The sequence below is a fragment of the Paenibacillus nicotianae genome, assembly GCF_042681745.1.
GTDB lineage: Bacteria > Bacillota > Bacilli > Paenibacillales > Paenibacillaceae > Saccharibacillus > Saccharibacillus nicotianae.
This window is the reverse complement of record NZ_JBHUGF010000010.1, coordinates 628,959-646,035: the sequence shown is the minus strand read 5'-3', so window position 1 is coordinate 646,035 and position 17,077 is coordinate 628,959. Positions and strand designations below refer to the sequence as shown.

18 protein-coding genes are annotated in these 17,077 nt (G+C 41.8%); all 18 read right to left on the bottom strand.

Features of this window, described 5'->3' with window-relative positions:
* Positions 1 to 17: 17 nt before the first annotated feature.
* Positions 18 to 851 (bottom strand): sporulation transcription factor Spo0A, encoded by an 834-nt coding sequence (gene spo0A, locus ACFSGI_RS07010; RefSeq protein WP_204823437.1) that lies wholly within the window; start codon positions 849 to 851, stop codon positions 18 to 20.
* 328 nt (positions 852 to 1,179) lie between these two features.
* The gene (gene recN, locus ACFSGI_RS07005; RefSeq protein WP_204823436.1) at positions 1,180 to 2,919 is read right to left on the bottom strand and encodes a DNA repair protein RecN; all 1,740 of its coding nucleotides are present in this window, start codon (positions 2,917 to 2,919) and stop codon (positions 1,180 to 1,182) included.
* Positions 2,920 to 3,053: 134 nt separating this feature from the next.
* Complete coding sequence (ahrC, locus tag ACFSGI_RS07000; RefSeq protein WP_069329109.1) at positions 3,054 to 3,503, bottom strand: transcriptional regulator AhrC/ArgR; 450 nt, start codon at positions 3,501 to 3,503, stop codon at positions 3,054 to 3,056.
* A 468-nt stretch (positions 3,504 to 3,971) separates the two neighbouring features.
* Complete coding sequence (locus ACFSGI_RS06995; protein ID WP_204823435.1) at positions 3,972 to 4,829, bottom strand: TlyA family RNA methyltransferase; 858 nt, start codon at positions 4,827 to 4,829, stop codon at positions 3,972 to 3,974.
* A 106-nt stretch (positions 4,830 to 4,935) separates the two neighbouring features.
* Positions 4,936 to 6,840 carry a 1-deoxy-D-xylulose-5-phosphate synthase gene (gene dxs, locus ACFSGI_RS06990; RefSeq protein WP_204823434.1) on the bottom strand — a complete coding sequence of 635 codons (1,905 nt, stop codon included), beginning with the start codon at positions 6,838 to 6,840 and terminating at the stop codon, positions 4,936 to 4,938.
* A 218-nt stretch (positions 6,841 to 7,058) separates the two neighbouring features.
* The gene (locus tag ACFSGI_RS06985) at positions 7,059 to 7,985 is read right to left on the bottom strand and encodes a polyprenyl synthetase family protein (protein ID WP_204824936.1); all 927 of its coding nucleotides are present in this window, start codon (positions 7,983 to 7,985) and stop codon (positions 7,059 to 7,061) included.
* The gene (gene xseB, locus ACFSGI_RS06980; RefSeq protein ID WP_204823433.1) at positions 7,954 to 8,214 is read right to left on the bottom strand and encodes an exodeoxyribonuclease VII small subunit; all 261 of its coding nucleotides are present in this window, start codon (positions 8,212 to 8,214) and stop codon (positions 7,954 to 7,956) included. Before xseB ends, ACFSGI_RS06985 begins: the two co-directional genes overlap by 32 nt.
* Positions 8,201 to 9,562 (bottom strand): exodeoxyribonuclease VII large subunit, encoded by a 1,362-nt coding sequence (xseA, locus tag ACFSGI_RS06975; protein WP_204823432.1) that lies wholly within the window; start codon positions 9,560 to 9,562, stop codon positions 8,201 to 8,203. The genes xseB and xseA overlap by 14 nt, the downstream gene beginning before the upstream one ends.
* A gap of 17 nt (positions 9,563 to 9,579) precedes the next feature.
* A complete protein-coding gene (gene folD, locus ACFSGI_RS06970) occupies positions 9,580 to 10,437 on the bottom strand; it encodes a bifunctional methylenetetrahydrofolate dehydrogenase/methenyltetrahydrofolate cyclohydrolase FolD (RefSeq protein WP_204823431.1) in 858 nt (285 codons plus the stop codon).
* Between the two features lie 98 nt (positions 10,438 to 10,535).
* Entirely contained in the window at positions 10,536 to 10,997 is a 462-nt protein-coding gene (gene nusB, locus ACFSGI_RS06965; protein WP_204823430.1) for a transcription antitermination factor NusB, read from the bottom strand.
* A gap of 225 nt (positions 10,998 to 11,222) precedes the next feature.
* Entirely contained in the window at positions 11,223 to 11,456 is a 234-nt protein-coding gene (locus ACFSGI_RS06960; protein WP_204823429.1) for a DUF2273 domain-containing protein, read from the bottom strand.
* 15 nt (positions 11,457 to 11,471) lie between these two features.
* Positions 11,472 to 12,011, bottom strand: a complete 540-nt coding sequence (gene amaP, locus ACFSGI_RS06955) for an alkaline shock response membrane anchor protein AmaP (RefSeq protein ID WP_204823428.1) — start codon at positions 12,009 to 12,011, stop codon at positions 11,472 to 11,474.
* A gap of 81 nt (positions 12,012 to 12,092) precedes the next feature.
* Positions 12,093 to 12,506 carry an Asp23/Gls24 family envelope stress response protein gene (locus ACFSGI_RS06950; protein ID WP_204823427.1) on the bottom strand — a complete coding sequence of 138 codons (414 nt, stop codon included), beginning with the start codon at positions 12,504 to 12,506 and terminating at the stop codon, positions 12,093 to 12,095.
* A gap of 67 nt (positions 12,507 to 12,573) precedes the next feature.
* Entirely contained in the window at positions 12,574 to 13,917 is a 1,344-nt protein-coding gene (accC, locus tag ACFSGI_RS06945) for an acetyl-CoA carboxylase biotin carboxylase subunit (RefSeq protein ID WP_204823426.1), read from the bottom strand.
* Between the two features lie 43 nt (positions 13,918 to 13,960).
* Positions 13,961 to 14,446, bottom strand: a complete 486-nt coding sequence (accB, locus tag ACFSGI_RS06940) for an acetyl-CoA carboxylase biotin carboxyl carrier protein (RefSeq protein ID WP_204823425.1) — start codon at positions 14,444 to 14,446, stop codon at positions 13,961 to 13,963.
* Between the two features lie 196 nt (positions 14,447 to 14,642).
* On the bottom strand, positions 14,643 to 15,005 hold the full coding sequence (locus ACFSGI_RS06935) for a VOC family protein (RefSeq protein ID WP_204823424.1): 363 nt from the start codon (positions 15,003 to 15,005) through the stop codon (positions 14,643 to 14,645).
* A 112-nt stretch (positions 15,006 to 15,117) separates the two neighbouring features.
* Positions 15,118 to 16,371 (bottom strand): aspartate kinase, encoded by a 1,254-nt coding sequence (locus ACFSGI_RS06930; protein WP_204823423.1) that lies wholly within the window; start codon positions 16,369 to 16,371, stop codon positions 15,118 to 15,120.
* A 177-nt stretch (positions 16,372 to 16,548) separates the two neighbouring features.
* Entirely contained in the window at positions 16,549 to 17,064 is a 516-nt protein-coding gene (locus ACFSGI_RS06925) for a hypothetical protein (protein WP_204823422.1), read from the bottom strand.
* Between the last annotated feature and the right edge of the window lie 13 nt (positions 17,065 to 17,077).

Below are 17,077 nucleotides of genomic sequence, written 5' to 3'. Positions count from 1 at the left end.
TAGTATATTATAGATATTTAATTCGGAACCTTATGCTCAATTCTAAGTTTATCTGCTACCATCGCGATGAACTCCGAGTTAGTAGGTTTGCTCTTACTAATATTAATCGTATAGCCAAACAAATGACTGATACTATCAATATTCCCTCTTGTCCAAGCCACTTCGATCGCATGGCGGATGGCACGTTCTACGCGGGAAGGGGTGGTTTTGAACTTGTCTGCAATCGCAGGATACAACGTTTTGGTGATCGAGCCTAGAATCTCGATATTGTTGTAGACCATCGTGATCGCTTCGCGTAAGTATTGGTAGCCTTTAATATGTGCAGGAACGCCGATCTCGTGGATAATTGCTGTAATATTGGCATCCAGATTTTTACCTCTTGTTACAGGCGGTAGACCATTATTTACTTTGTTACCCATGCTGTTGCTGCTATTGCCTGGTTGCATATTGCCACCGCTATTGGTAATCGGTGATCCTACCAATTGACGTACACGACTGACCAGTACTTCCATATCGAATGGCTTGAGGATATAGTAAGACGCACCCAGTTGTACTGCACGTTGTGTAATATTTTCTTGACCGAATGCGGTTAGCATAATGATCTTCGGTGCTGGAGATAGATTCATATCTCGCAAGCGTTCCAGTACACCCAGTCCATCGAGGTGTGGCATAATGATGTCTAAGATCAACACATCTGGAAGATCTGGTAATTGATCGATCATCTGCAATACTTCTTCCCCATTAAATGCTATACCTGCTACTTCCATATCTTCTTGATTAGAAATATATTCAGCAAGCATATTGGTAAATTCACGATTATCGTCCGCTAATAATACTTTGATATCTGACACGTTATAATTCCTCCTTATGAGTTTTCTTTAACTATGATATAGCGGTTCGTTAGACTCTTACATCATTAGGCTGTTACGGAATGATAGGCAATTATATTTGAACTTTACTCATATTGATTATCAAGTCGCTACAGCAATTTGACTGTTTTGGACTCTTTATTATACTTTTCGACATCAACATGGGTATTCCTGCTGTCGAATGTAAAAAAGCGGATTATTTTTCCATATTTACTAACTTGGTTGATAACTGTGCCGTATCTATATGTATAACACAAAAGGAAGAGCGTTAAGCTCTTCCTTTTCACTTGAGCATCCTTTATACAATTCCTTAGTGTACTGCATACGTAGAACTGTCTTTGCGTGCTTCTGCCAGCTTCAACATTTCATGAGCATGATGATTTGTTTTCTCGGTAATCTCTACTCCACCTAGCATACGAGCAAGTTCACCGACCCGTCCATCTTCATGTAGCGAAGTGACACGAGTCGCTGTACGATCTCCAATAATGTTCTTCTCGATCAGATATTGATGGTCTGCCATGCAAGCAACTTGCGGTAAGTGAGTAATCGAGAATACCTGACAATCGGCAGATAATTTGAACAATTTCTCTGCAATGGACTGTGCAGCACGTCCACTAACCCCTGTATCCACTTCATCGAATACCAGTACAGGAACTTGATCGTGACGAGCAAAGATACTTTTCAGTGCTAGCATAATACGAGACAGCTCACCACCGGAAGCAATCTTACCCAGTGGTCGTAAAGGCTCGCCCGGGTTAGGAGAGATTAAGAATTCTGCATTATCGATCCCTTGACGGGTAATTCGAATATGACGTCCATTCCACTCTGGCCCATTCGGATCATCCATATAATCCATATTGACGCGTAGTGAAGTACGTTCCATTTGTAAATGTTTAAGTTCTGCTTCAACTTGACTGGCAAGTTCATCTGCGGCTTTACGACGAATCTTGCTTAGTTTTTCACCAGTCTGAAGTAACTTATCACGCAATCGATCACGACGTTCTGTCATTTCAGCCAGACGTTCGTCTTTATTTTCAAGCAGATCTGTCTCATGTTGAATTTTCTCATAATAGGTTAGAATTTCTTCTACATTATCTCCATACTTACGACGTAGACCAGAGATTTGATTTAGACGAGTCTCTACTTCTTCCAGACGACCTGGATTAAATTCGATATTTTCGCGATAGCTACGCAATTGATAAGCTGCATCTTCTAACTGGTAAAAAGCCGATTGTAACTGCTCTAGAATCGGGTCTAATGCTTTGGAATCGTAACGTGTTACATCTTCCAGTTGAGAAATAGCAATCGTTACAGAGCCCATACCGCCGTCTCCATTGATCGCATGATATCCACCTACGATAGCTTCCATCATTTTCTCACTATGAGAAAGACGTAGACGCTCATCTTGCAATAGTTCATCTTCACCAATCTCTAGTCCTGCTGAAGAAATCTCTTCAAGCTGGAAGCGATAAAGATCAAGCATCTGATACGTTTTTTGACTGGTTTCTTGTAGATCGCGTAATTCACGTTCTACTTTGGCATAGTCTGTATATTGTTGTTGATATTGAATTTTGACAGGATTAATGTCTGCAAATCCGAAGGTATCGAGTAAGCTCAGATGACGTTCTGGCTTCATCAACGATTGATGCTCATGCTGTCCATGAATATTGACCAGTTGCTCACCAATCTCACGCAACATTGTCAGATTCACTAACTGTCCATTAATACGCGCAGTACTCTTACCACTCGCTGTGACTTCACGACGAATGACCAGATGTTCTTCTGCGGTTCCCTGAATGCCAAGTCGTGACATCGTATCCCATACCGGGTGATCTCCACGTAGCTCGAATAACGCTTCCATCTCAGCTTTATCATTTCCGTAACGTACCAATTCCGCTGAACCTCGACTACCTGCAATCAGACCGAGTGCATCAATAATAATTGATTTACCTGCACCTGTCTCACCGCTCAGTACATGGAATCCTTTATGAAAATAAACGTCGATTTCTTCAACAACAGCCAGGTTTTTAATGCTCAGCATAACTAGCATGAGCCTCACTCCTCTTCGTATAAAAGACTATAGAGCAACGCTTTTAGACCGATATGGATCAAGCTCATGCTGTTAGGCTGACCGCTTGTGTGCCGAGCCGAACATTAACGTATCAATTACAACCTTATTGATGATTACGAGATAAAGCTCATAATTTGATCAATGACCTGTTGGCTGTCTTCCGGTTGACGGCAAATAATCAGTAGCGTATCGTCTCCTGAAATAGTTCCCATGATCTGAGGCCATTCCATATTATCGATCAGCGCTGCGATTGAATTCGCTGTACCTGGTAAGAACTTCATAACCACCAGATTAGTTGTAAAATCTACTTGCAAGAAATTGTCCACCAATGCACGCTTTAACTTCTGCACCGGGTTATAACGTTGATCCGTTGGTAATGAATATTTATACCTTCCGTCATCCGTTGGAATTTTGATTAGTAATAATTCTTTAATATCCCGCGATACGGTTGCTTGTGTCACTTGAAAGCCTGCATTACGCAATGCTTCAACTAAATCGTCTTGAGTTTCGATATCTTGATGGGTGATAATCTCCCGTATTTTGATATGTCGTTGTCCCTTCATAAAGACCTCCGTTTGTGATGTGCTCTCTATAGTGTTAACCTTCCGCTATCTCTATCTCTGTATATTGATATAGTATACACAGAACATGCTCACATCTTTATTCGTGAACATATACGTAGATTCCTTTTTGTGAATGGAAAATACTGTAGATATGAGGATCATTGATCATTAGCCGAACAGATTATCCTATTGTAACATCCAGAACGAGAAGGTCCAAGCCTCAGCGATATCGATAAGCTTGATTCGCTATGAAGCATATAGGCTACACTGGTAGTGCTAAGCGCTATAGTCGGAACGTTCGTTCTCATTATATAGGAATACCTGTTCGTAAATCAATAGTCTTTTGGAATTAGTTTTTTCTTCCAGTTGAATCTATAGATGCGAACAAAAAAACCTGAGCTCAGTAACATACACCGAACATCAGGTCTTTGTTGTGCTTAGATCAATATTGATCTATGTTTATTATTTTTACTTTTTGGCTGAACCACCGCGGAATGTATGAGCGGCTTCAAGCGCTGTCTGAGAAGCAAGCAGAGGAATATCGATAACATCTAATTGCTCGATAGTATCGTCTCCTTCGCCGGAAGGTAGATACCAGTGAGCTAGAAATTCAATATTACCTTCTCCACCTGTAATTGGTGAGAAAGTGACACCTTTTAGTACATATCCGATTTCTCTTGCAAACGTAAGCACATGCAACAGTACTTCTTCATGAATCTTAGGATCACGCACGACGCCTGTTTTGCCTACTTTGTCACGACCGGCTTCAAATTGAGGCTTAATCAGTGCTGCAATATCAGCAGGACGATCCAGCAGGTCTTTGAGCGGTGGCAACATCAATCGTAATGAGATAAAAGATACATCGATACTTGCAAAATTAGGTCGTGGGCCTTCCAGTTGATCGGGTGTCATGTAACGGAAATTCGTCCGCTCCATCACCTGTACTTGTGGATGATTGCGAAGCGACCAATCCAATTGATTGTAACCAACATCGATCGCATACACATATTCTGCTCCATGTTGTAGTGCACAATCGGTAAATCCTCCGGTAGAAGAACCAATATCTAGCATTGTTCTTCCTGTCATCGGGATTTCAAAATGTTTGAGTGCTTTCTCCAGCTTCAATCCGCCACGACTCACATACGGATGAACAGAACCTTTAACATTTAGATCGGTATCACGAGCTATCTTCATACCTGGCTTCTCCAGACGCTCTGTGCCTGCGTAGACCAATCCAGCCATAATTGCTGCTTTGGCTTTTTCACGACTCTCATAGTAGCCTTGTTCGACGAGTAAGACGTCGATTCGTTCTTTATCACTTGCCATGATTGGATATCTCCTAGCTTGCCAAATGAGATAACAACATGAAACGAAGCGGACACAATACTCTCCGCTTCGCTTCTGTTGATCTTATGGTGTATTTATAGAAATGTTAGACTGAGTTTTTGTGAAATGTAATCGCTTCGCCTGGTGCAAGCGCTTTAAGAGCTGTAGCGATATTTTCAGTAGTTAATCCTGCTTCACGTTGTTGGTCTTTAATACTGCCATGTTCGATAAATTCATCAGGTACACCCATGATGCCTACAGCCACATCGTGCAATCCTTTTGAAGCATAGAACTCAAGCACAGCACTACCCATACTACCTGCTTGCGAAGCTTCTTCTACTACAAGCATGCGTGTACCTTTTGCCGCTAGATCAAGCAACAATTGCTCATCTAATGGTTTCATAAAGCGTGCATTCACTACTGACACGTTCATACCATCGCGTTTCAGTTCGTCCGCTACTTCCAGTCCAAGCTGAACCATCGGGCCAGAACCTAGAATCGCGTAACCTTCACCTTCACGTACGGTTTCCCATTGTCCGATCGGAATAGCTGTTAATACTTGATCCAAAGGTACCCCTAATCCGTTGATTCGTGGATAACGGTAAGCGATAGGCCCTTCATTGTAATCCAGAGCTGTTTTCATCATATGACGAAGTTCATTTTCATCCTTTGGCATCATAATTACAATATTCGGAATATGACGCATAAAGGCGATATCGTAGACCCCTTGGTGTGTCTCTCCATCTGCACCGACAAAGCCAGCACGATCAATTGCAAACATAACATTGGCATTATGACGGCAAATATCATGTACAATCTGATCATACGCACGTTGCATAAATGTAGAATACACCGCATATACAGGTTTCATGCCTTCCATTGCAAGCGCCGCACACATTGTTGCTGCGTGTTGCTCTGCAATCCCTACATCAATCATACGATCAGGGAAACGAGCTGCAAATGGGAACAATCCTGACCCACCAGGCATCGCCGGTGTGACTGCCACAATACGCTCATCTTGCTCTGCAAGTTCGATCAATGTCTGACCGAATACTTCTGTATACATTGGATGACCGCCTGCTGCTTTGAGCACTTGACCGGATTCAATTTTGTATGGTGTAATCCCATGCCATTTGTAAGAATCCGCTTCTGCTGGTAGGTATCCTTTACCTTTGATCGTTACTACATGGATTAATACAGGGCCTTCTACATTATCCGCTTGTTGCAACGTTTCCAACAATTTAGGAATATCATGACCATCGACAGGCCCTAGATAAGTAAATCCTAATTCTTCGAACAATACGCCAGATACCATAGCGTATTTCAGCGTATCTTTAAGCTTTTCAGCCGTTTTGGCAATTTTATCGCCGATTGCTGGAATCTTTTTGATCAGTGATTCCATTTCATCTTTAGCACGCAAATAATTTTTATCCGAGCGAATTTTACCCAGATATTTGTGCATTGCGCCTACATTTGGAGCAATCGACATTTCGTTATCATTTAAGATTACTGTCAATTTGCGTTGCTCATGACCAATATGGTTCAATGCTTCAAATGCCATACCGCCTGTTAACGCACCATCACCAATAATAGCGATAACTTTGTTATCTTCTTTTTTGAAATCACGTGCAAGTGCCATACCCATAGCCGCAGATAAAGAAGTACTGCTATGTCCAGCTTCCCATACGTCATGTTCACTTTCATTCCGTTTTACAAATCCGCACAATCCTTTGTACTTACGCAATGTATCAAAACGATCCATTCGTCCTGTCAATACTTTGTGCACGTACGCTTGATGTCCAACATCAAAAATCATTTTGTCTTTTGGACTATCATACAAATAATGAAGTGCCAGGGTGAGCTCCACTACACCCAGATTAGAAGCAAGGTGTCCGCCAGTTGCTGACAATTTTTCGATCAGAAATTGGCGAATCTCACCTGCTAAATCGGCTAATTGTTCCGTTGTTAGATCTTTAAGATCACTTGGTTGATGAATCTGTGGAAGCAGCACACCATTTCCCCGCTTTCCTTGTTGAATGCTTATCGACATCCAATTGGTTTTAAAATTATAATGTTTCCTTTGCCTAACTTTTCATCTATCTTTTATATTATTATTCACTATATCACAACATTCCATTTTTTTCGAAAATGTATACATGGATGTATCTGAATAATGAATGTCTATCTTATATATACGTATAGACGAACAAAAATGATCATTCCTTACGATTAATGGTCCCTTTTTACCAGATAATCAGCAATTTCGGTTAATCGTTGAGAATCTGCCAGATTAGCTTCTGCTAGGGCTTTCTTGGCACTTTCTGTTAAGCGTTCCACTTCAGCTTGTGAAGCTTCGAGTCCTATAAAGAAAGGATACGTCACTTTTTCAGCTTTAATATCGCTTTGTGTCTTTTTACCCAGTAATGCCTCGTCTCCAATCACATCCAGAATATCATCCTGAATCTGAAAGGCTAGACCGAGGTCAGAACCGAAGCGACGCAACGCATCCAATTGCTCTTCAGTTGCACCAGCAGTACGTGCGCCAGCAGTCAAAGAAAACATAAATAGATCGGCTGTTTTGTGCAAATGAATATATTCCAGTTGAGCAATTTCAGTCATGCCTTGTTCGCCTTCCATATCAGCTACCTGACCGCCAACCATTCCGCGAGGTCCTGCATATTCAGACATATCGCTAACAATTGCTAATACTGCTTCAGCAGGCACACCGACTTTGGCTGCTTCGGTGACTGTATAAAAGGCTTGCGTTAACAGCGCATCACCCGCTAGAATTGCCATCGCTTCTCCGTATACTTTATGATTCGTCAATTTACCACGACGATAATCATCATTGTCCATTGCAGGTAGATCATCATGAACCAGTGAATACGTATGCACCATTTCGACTGCACATGCTACAGGCAAAGCCGCTTCACGACTTCCACCTAACGCTTCTGCTGCTGCAAGCACTAACAGTGGACGTAATCTTTTGCCACCTGCCATCAATGAATATTGCATCGATTCTTGCAGATTGACCGGTACACTCCACTCAATCGGTAATACCAATTTCAATTGATCGCCTACATAAGTAGCAATCTCTTGAATATATGTTTGTAGATCTGGACGATTAGTCAATACCGCCACCGCTTTCTGAGGCATCAAACGGCTTTTTGCGCAGTTCGCCATCTTCCTCTACGATCATTTCGATTTTGCGTTCTACTTGCTCTAATTTTGAACCGCAGACTTGAGATAACTTCATTCCTTGTTGAAAAAGATCGATCGCTTTTTCCAGCGGAACATCTCCATTTTCCAGTTCGGAGACGATTTCTTCCAGACGATCCATTGCTTCTTCGAAGTTTAACTCTTTTTCTTTTTCAGCTTTTGCCATCGGTTGCCGCCTCCTTGATCTCTGTCACCTGACAATTCAATTGCCCATCTTCTACATTGACGATAATAGAATCGCCTTGTTGCACCTGCTGTACAGATTTAACCAGTTGCTCTTGTTCGTCATATACCAGACTGTAACCTCTAGCCATAACTTTAAGCGGACTCAGTGCATCTAATTGCTTCATACCAAAGCCTAACTTTTGTTGCTTTTGTCGTAAAATACTACTCATACGAAGCTCCAATTGTTGTCGTGCTACATCTGTACGACGACGAGCATAAATCAATTGTTCTTGCGGATTATGACGGGCTAATCGCTGATTGAACCGACCCAGACGATCACGCTGAATATGAGCACGACGCTGTAGACTGGTACTTAACCGTCTTTCTAGCATATCTAATCTCGTCATATGTTGTACCAGATGACGTTGTGGATGTAACAATACAGGTGCACGACGTAGGCGCTCTAATCGTTCACGTTGACGCTGAGATAGGCGTAACAGCCCTTGCTTGAGTTGTCTACGACGTTGTTGCACTTGAGCGCGTAGTTCATTGATATTCGGTACCGCTAGCTCTGCCGCCGCTGTAGGCGTTGCAGCACGAAGATCGGCTACAAAGTCAGCAATCGTAAAATCAGTCTCATGCCCTACCGCAGAAATAATCGGAATCGATGAAGAAGCAATGGCACGAGCAACGATTTCTTCGTTGAACGCCCATAATTCTTCCAGTGATCCACCACCACGACCGACAATCAATACATCTGCTTCTTGCATACGATTGAAATTTTGGATCGCTTTGACAACAGATGCTCCTGCGCCTTTGCCTTGCACAAGCACAGGATAGACTTCAATTTTCACAATCGGATATCGTCTGCGAATCGTGGTCAGAATATCCCGGACTGCTGCCCCTGTACCTGATGTAATCACACCGATTACTTTGGGATATACAGGTAACGGACGCTTACGTGTAGAGTCAAAAAGTCCTTCATGCTCCAACTTTTGCTTGAGCTGTTCATAAGCCAGATATAGACTTCCTATACCATCCGGTTGCATTTGCGTGACATAAAATTGATACTGTCCGTCCCGCTCAAATACAGAGATATTTCCTTTTGCCATCACTCTAGCGCCTTCTTTAGGTATAAAAGGAAGGCGCTGATTATGAGAAGCAAACATAATCGTTTTGATACGGCTACTTTCATCTTTTAACGTGAAATACATATGTCCGCTAGAATGATGGGTAAAATTCGAGATTTCCCCGCGTAACCATACTTCAGATAACAGTTGATCGGATTCCATTTTCATCCGAATATATTTGTTTATTTCTTTGATTGAATAGACTTTTTGCTGCTGCATACCATCAGCCGCCTTCCTTACTTCAAGCCGTGAGCACGTTTGGCAGCCACTAGAGTGTTCTGCATTAACATTGTAATTGTCATTGGACCTACACCGCCGGGTACAGGAGTAATCGGACCGGATACTTCTTTAGCACTTTCAAAATCAACATCGCCTGCAAGCTTACCGTTATCCAGACGATTCACCCCTACATCGATTACGACTGCACCGGGCTTGATGTAACTAGCATCTACAAAGTTAGCTTTACCGATCGCTACCACAAGAATATCTGCTTGTTTGGCTAATTCTTTCATATTGCTTGTGCGAGAATGACACATCGTTACTGTTGCATTTTCACGTTGTAATAATAGGGATACTGGCTTACCTACAATATTACTGCGTCCAATGACTACAGCATGTTTACCCGAAATCTCAACACCTGCACGTTTGATCAGTTCTATCACACCGGCAGGAGTACATGGCAATAGACTATCGTCACCAATCACCAGATTCCCTACGCTGATCGGATGAAAACCATCTACATCTTTTTCAGGAGAAATAGCATTGATGATTGCTTTTTCTTCAATTTGCTCTGGCAATGGAAGCTGCACTAAAATGCCGTTAATATTTTCTTGCTTATTCAAACGATCCACCATAGCTAACAACTCTTCTTGCGAAGTAGTCGAAGGTAGACGGTGTACTTCAGAGTAATAGCCAAGATCATGACAAGCTTTTTCTTTATGGCGCACATATACTTGTGAAGCAGGATCTTCCCCTACCAATACAACAGCAAGTCCAGGTTGGAAACCTGTTGTTTTCAATTGTTCCATTTCTTGACGGATACCTTCACGAATGTCTTCTGCTATTTGTTTACCATTGATAATTGTTGCTGTCATGATAATCGCTCCTTTACCTGTTCGGAAAATTAAGTTTTATCGTTCAACTGCTTGACGTTTATCGTTGATGTCTGACGATCGGTTACTCTGAACAATGATTATTCTGCTTCTGTACGCGCTTCTTTTAATTTATCCAAGTCTTGAATCATTTTACCCAGTACACCGTTAACGAATTTACCGGATTCTTCTGTACCAAAATGCTTGGATAACTCGATCGCTTCGTTGACAGCGACTTTGGCAGGTACATCGTTGTGGAATACCATTTCATAGACCGCTTGACGCAAAATCTGACTGTCTACACGAGATAGACGGCTGATCTGCCAGCCTTTCAGATACTCTTCTAATAAATGATCGATCGCTTCTTTGTTGGTAAATGTACCGTTTACGATATCAAGTACATAAGCTTTTAAAGTAGCTTCATCACGAATTTCAACTTCAGATTCGTTTTCTTGTGCTGCTTCTTCAAGCAACATTTCGATTGCTTCTTCTGCTTTAACATCGTTCATTTCCATTTGGTACAGACTTTGTACAACGATCTCACGTGCTAATCTTCTTTTCATTCTTGGGTTCCTCCCGGTATGGATAAGCAGCTCTATCATATATTCAGCATACTATCCTGTGTACCTTATTATTTTCAATTCATTGATTTTACTCACGACAACCTATTCGCATCTATCGATCTATCCAGTCCATATCTTCTAGCATACCAAAAAACCTGTCGTACATCATGCCCGGCTGTATCATTTATCTTTTCATACGTAGTCCGGGAATGAGGTATGACAGGTTCATTTAAACGGGCGCCAGCGATCCGATATCCACGCATTCACCCGTTCCCAGGGAATGACAGAGCCTAATCGCATATCTTTATGCTTGCCGACGCTATAGCCTATGAACACTAACAGTGCAAAGAACAACATATCCCAAAAACCAACTACCACATATAATACTCCGAACAAAAGACCCGCGGCTACACCTGTTATCCGTCCTCCGTGAGTTTCCCAGATCGCTTTCCATATCATAAGGAGAACTCCCTTCTACTCCACTCTGCTTTTGAATGCAGGAGATTGAACGATATTTGCTATAAACACCGATACCGAGGATACCGGAATACCTGTAATTTCTTCCACTTGATCATGAACATTTTTTTGCATATTTTCCGTCAGTTCTGGAATCGAACTTTCTCCATCTACAATCGCTCTAATCATAATTTCAAGACCGGATTCGATCACACGTACACGCGTTTTGACATCACGCACACCACGAGAACGTTCTGCTACTTTGAGGCACATATTTTCTACCGTTTCCAGTGAAATCTGAATATCCCCAAATTCGGTTCGTTGATGTACCGAATGATGATGTCCACGCTCTGAACGCACCGCTAGATAGAAAAAACGGATACTTAGCAAAAATAAGATTACAGCTACAACCACGATCGTAATATAAAGATTTTGTTCGTTACGATCATTCAATTCTACAGGCACTTTGCCACTTAGTAAAAGGATTGCAAGCACAGACAAGATTCCAATGCTCAGACTGTAGATAAATAAAAGCAGTCTGTCTATAATTTTAGCCAAGAGTGTGCAGCCCCTTTACATTATAGTAAACATAGTAAACCCCTGACTGTTACGTCGGGGGTTTATATTTGCTTTTGGTACTTATTTGACCCGCTGTGAAAATTCAACTTCTTCGCTTCTGCTCTTCTCTGTTGTCTCTAAATGCACATCATGAATCTGCACATTCACTTCGACTACAGTTAAGCCAGTCATCGTTTCAATTGAACGTTTGACATTACGTTGAATCTCGGCTGCTACTTCAGGTAGACGATGTCCATAATGAACAATCACAGACACGTCTACAGCCGCTTCACGTTGTCCTACTTCTACTTTCACACCCCGGGAAAGATTTTTGCGACCGAGCAATTCAGCAATACCACCGGCAAAGCCACCACTCATGCCTGCTACACCTTTTACTTCAATCGTCGCTAGACCTGCAATCACTTCGATGACCTCGGGAGCAATCTGAATCTCACCTATATCTGTCCGCTCAAATTCAGTCGGTAACGTACTCATATTTATCTATACACCTCCTGCTAAGTAAACTAAATATAACATGTGAATGATTCATTGACAAACAAGCTTAGACTTCGTTTTCCTCAAGGAATTTGATGTCAAAATCGCCACGCACAAATGTCTCGTGATTCAGTAGACGCATATGGAAAGGAATCGTTGTATAAATGCCTTCAATCGCAAATTCGTCCAAAGCACGTTTCATTTTAGCTATTGCTTGCTCACGAGTTGGAGCCCACACAATCAACTTCGCGATCATAGAATCATAGTAAGGACTGATCGTATATCCTGGATACGCGCCACTATCTACACGTACACCCGGACCACCTGGTGGTAGGTAGAAATCAATCTTACCTGGACTTGGCATAAAGTTACGCTCAGGATCTTCTGCATTAATACGACATTCCATCGACCATCCGTTGATCACTACTTCATCTTGACGGAAAGAAAGTGGATTGCCTTCTGCTACAGAAATCATTTCCTGAATCAAATCTATACCTGTAACCATTTCGGTAACGGGATGTTCGACTTGAATACGCGTATTCATTTCCATAAAGTAAAACTGTCCATCTTCTCCAAGCAAGAACTCAAGTGTACCTGCGCCTGAATAATTAACAGCAACAGCAGCACGTACAGCCGCCGCTCCCATTTCTTCACGCAATTCAGGAGATAATACAGGACAAGGTGCTTCTTCAACTAATTTTTGACGACGACGTTGTACCGAGCAATCACGTTCACCTAAATGAACAGCATTACCATGTTTGTCTGCAATAATCTGCACTTCGACATGCTTCATCGACGTTAAATATTTTTCTAAATAGACGCCACCATTACCAAACGCTTTTTGCGCTTCTTGTTGAGCGGCTGTGATTTGTTTGATCAGTGATTCTTCGTCTTCTGCAAGGCGAATCCCTTTACCTCCGCCACCAGCGGTAGCTTTGATAATAACAGGGTACCCAATCTCACGAGCGATCACGATCGCTTCATCCATATCTTCTACGATTCCGTCAGAACCCGGGATAACCGGTACGCCTGCGGCAATCATTGTACGCTTCGCTTCAGACTTATCACCCATACGTGTAATCGCATCTGGTGAAGGTCCAATAAACGTAATATTGCAAGATTCACAAATCTCTGCGAAATCTGCATTCTCAGCTAAAAAACCATACCCCGGGTGAACAGCATCACATTCAGTCAATGTCGCAACACTCATTAAGTTGGTTAAATTTAGATAGCTATCTTTGGACAAAGTCGGCCCGATACAGTATGCTTCATCAGCCAGACGTACATGTAGTGATTCGCGATCTGCTTCGGAATAGACAGCTACTGTAGCTATCCCTAATTCACGACAAGCACGGATAATACGAACCGCTATTTCGCCACGATTCGCTATCAGTATTTTATGAAATTTCATTTTACGTTTCCTCCTCCGGGATTTGGCAAAAGCAATGTCTTGCTTATTCCGGTTTTACTAAGAATAATGGCTGTCCGTATTCAACAAGCTGTCCGTTTTCTGCCAAGATCTCTACGATTGTTCCTTTAGTTTCTGCTTCAAGCTCATTCATCAGCTTCATCGCTTCGATAATACATACAGTTGATTTATCATTGACTTGATCACCCGTACTTACAAAAGGAGCCGCTTCTGGTGAAGAAGAACGGTAGAACGTTCCAACCATAGGCGATACAATGGTATGTAAAGAAGGGTCTACCTCTGGAGTCGTTGGTGCCGCTGCTGGAGTAGCAGCAGTTGGTGTTGTTGCAGGCGCTTGCACTGCTTGAGGTGCAGCTATAGGTGCATTTGCAGCTTGTTGTACATACACAGTTTCTGCTTTGCTTGGCTTACGAATCACTAGACGTGATCCTTCATTTTCGATTTCTACTTCTTGTACAGATGTCTCGTCTACCAATTGAATCAATTCTTTAATTTCATTTAAGTTAAACATCTATTTTTCACTCCTTTGTCTTCATTGCCCGTTGTACACGGAAAGTTACACATAACGCTATGTATTATAGCACATTCATTAAAAAGGCGTGAACATCTTTGTTCACGCCTTTTTAATAAAGAATCCATCTACCAGTTATCTGGCAAACAACACCTTATTGATTTTCAATTTTATGATTGGAATATGAACTAATAATCTACTCTCCATCTTGCGAAATTATTCGACCGATGCGGACAAGCAGACCACTCGGATCACTTACTGCAAATTCATATACTCCCCAGGGTTTTACGCAAGGTGTTCCTTGTTCGATGATCAAATCACTTACCTGTGCAGCTATCTCATCTACATTTTCAACATACAAATATAAACCGAAGGGATTATCTTCAACCGTTTTGGGCCAATCTGGTACATAATTCAAATGCAGATGCCAACCGCGTCTATCAGAAAGAATACGGTAATGACCATAATCATTAAGTACATCAAACCCTAATCGCCTATAGAAAGCTTCACTCTTATCAAGGTCTTTGCTAGCTATAATTGGAACGGAATAATGATTCATACAGTTTCCTCCCTTATACACAGCACTGCTTACAATTTAGCCTTGCATCGAAATAAACTCTTTCAAATTTGATAAGTGTTATGTTTTATTATGCAGTTGTACCACAATCGATTTAACGACGGTCTTGAGGGCCACCTACAAATGCTTGTTCTTCAGTATCCAGACCGTATGCTGTATGAAGCGCAACGACTACATCTTGCAGACGACCGGCTTCGATCACGCAGGATACTTTGATCTCAGAAGTACTGACCATCTTAATGCTAACTCCCTGTGCAGAAATGGCAGCAAACATTTGCGCCGCTACACCCGGGTGACTGACCATACCTGCACCAACGATCGACACTTTGACCAGATCAATTTCAGAAGTGACTTCACTGAAAGGAAGTTCGCTACGCAAGCTTTCCATAACAGCAAGTGCACGTTCACGATCCGCTAGACTTACTGTATAAGAGAAGTCTGCTTTGCCATCCAATACACCGCTCTGTACGATAAGGTCAACGTCTATTTTAGCCGTTGCGAGTTCTCCGAACATTTTCGCAAGTACTCCCGGTAGATCAGCAACGCCACGGATTGTAAGACGTGCTACATTTTTGTCATAAGCAATGCCGTTAACGACTGCTCCCTGTTCCATAGTTGTCTCCTCCTTCACAACGGTTCCTTCATTATAGTTAAAGCTAGAGCGCACAACGAGACGTACATTGTTATGCTTCGCGTATTCAACAGCGCGCGGATGAAGTACCGCTGCACCTAGATTGGCGAGTTCTAGCATTTCGTCATAAGATATTTCTTCTAGTTTGCGAGCGCATTTCACGATACGTGGATCGGTCGAATAAATCCCATCAACATCCGTATAAATCTCGCAAGTATCAGCATGAATTGCGGCTGCTAGGGCAACGGCTGTTGTATCCGAACCTCCGCGTCCGAACGTTGTAATCTCGCCTTCTGCTGTAATCCCCTGAAATCCTGCTACGATCACGATTTTACCTGCTCCGATCGCTTTGAGAACACGTTCAGGCTGAATATTACGTATGCGCGCTTTGCCATGTTCCGCTTCTGTCTCAAAACCTGCTTGCCAGCCGGTAAAAGATACTGCTTCTCGACCCAAATGCTGAATCGCCATCGATAACATCGCCATCGATATCTGTTCACCTGTCGTCATCAACATATCCATTTCACGAGCAGGCGGATTCGGATTGAGCAGACGTGCCTGATCAATCAAATCATCTGTAGTATCTCCCATTGCCGAAACAACGACTACACAGTCGTGTCCTTCATCTTGCTTCTCAATAATGCGCTTTGCTACACGTTGCATGCGCTCGGTATCCCCGACGGAACTACCGCCGAATTTCATGACATACAAAGCCAAGACTTCTTCACTCCCTACTTGATACGGGTATATTATCTCTACAATATTTTACCCGGATTGAACAGCGTATTTAGGCGTTTCATACATAATAATGCATGAACATGCTTAGTCTTTAACAGTATAATACGAGAACACGTTAAGTACTACCCGTAAATTAAAAAAGCTACACTAGAATGTTTACTCTATGTTAAATCCTTTTCTATTTAATTTCCATTGATTTCTAATCGAATGTAGTAGATCAGTATGCTTTGTGATTTCGATTAGACACATATCTTTATCAGTAGCAGGTTCATAACCAAATTTGATCGATGGTATGTTATAACGTTCTATTAATTTTTGGAAATAATTGAGCAAATGTAAGCATTTAATAGTGTCTAATACGCCTTTGTAGATCAACTCAGTCTTTATAAAATTAAATTCTAAAGTAATGTATTCTGCATCTGACGAAATAACAAGCAATACTTCTTTTAAGGCTACTTCTAGTTCAAGAACTTCAAATAGTATGGTTCCTGTACCTGAACTCAATAAGAATGTTGAGAATGAATCGATATGATTAAACTCTATATCTTTGGTTCTAATTTGATCATAGAAATGCGAAGATTTTATATTTGCTGATCTTATGTCCAGTTCATCGATTAACAGCTTATCTATATAAGAAATATGTATATCAAAAACAACTTCAAGATGATCCATCTCTATACTCCTT

Excerpts from the sequence above, each read along its gene's own strand:
- recN (WP_204823436.1), bottom strand. The coding sequence starts at position 2,919 with ATGCTAGTTATGCTGAGCATTAAAAACCTGGCTGTTGTTGAAGAAATC.
- ahrC (WP_069329109.1), bottom strand. The coding sequence starts at position 3,503 with ATGAAGGGACAACGACATATCAAAATACGGGAGATTATCACCCATCAA.
- ACFSGI_RS06995 (WP_204823435.1), bottom strand. The coding sequence starts at position 4,829 with ATGGCAAGTGATAAAGAACGAATCGACGTCTTACTCGTCGAACAAGGC.
- ACFSGI_RS06985 (WP_204824936.1), bottom strand. The coding sequence starts at position 7,985 with ATGCCTCAGAAAGCGGTGGCGGTATTGACTAATCGTCCAGATCTACAA.
- xseB (WP_204823433.1), bottom strand. The coding sequence starts at position 8,214 with ATGGCAAAAGCTGAAAAAGAAAAAGAGTTAAACTTCGAAGAAGCAATG.
- xseA (WP_204823432.1), bottom strand. The coding sequence starts at position 9,562 with ATGCAGCAGCAAAAAGTCTATTCAATCAAAGAAATAAACAAATATATT.
- folD (WP_204823431.1), bottom strand. The coding sequence starts at position 10,437 with ATGACAGCAACAATTATCAATGGTAAACAAATAGCAGAAGACATTCGT.
- nusB (WP_204823430.1), bottom strand. The coding sequence starts at position 10,997 with ATGAAAAGAAGATTAGCACGTGAGATCGTTGTACAAAGTCTGTACCAA.
- ACFSGI_RS06960 (WP_204823429.1), bottom strand. The coding sequence starts at position 11,456 with ATGATATGGAAAGCGATCTGGGAAACTCACGGAGGACGGATAACAGGT.
- ACFSGI_RS06950 (WP_204823427.1), bottom strand. The coding sequence starts at position 12,506 with ATGAGTACGTTACCGACTGAATTTGAGCGGACAGATATAGGTGAGATT.
- accC (WP_204823426.1), bottom strand. The coding sequence starts at position 13,917 with ATGAAATTTCATAAAATACTGATAGCGAATCGTGGCGAAATAGCGGTT.
- accB (WP_204823425.1), bottom strand. The coding sequence starts at position 14,446 with ATGTTTAACTTAAATGAAATTAAAGAATTGATTCAATTGGTAGACGAG.
- ACFSGI_RS06935 (WP_204823424.1), bottom strand. The coding sequence starts at position 15,005 with ATGAATCATTATTCCGTTCCAATTATAGCTAGCAAAGACCTTGATAAG.
- ACFSGI_RS06925 (WP_204823422.1), bottom strand. The coding sequence starts at position 17,064 with ATGGATCATCTTGAAGTTGTTTTTGATATACATATTTCTTATATAGAT.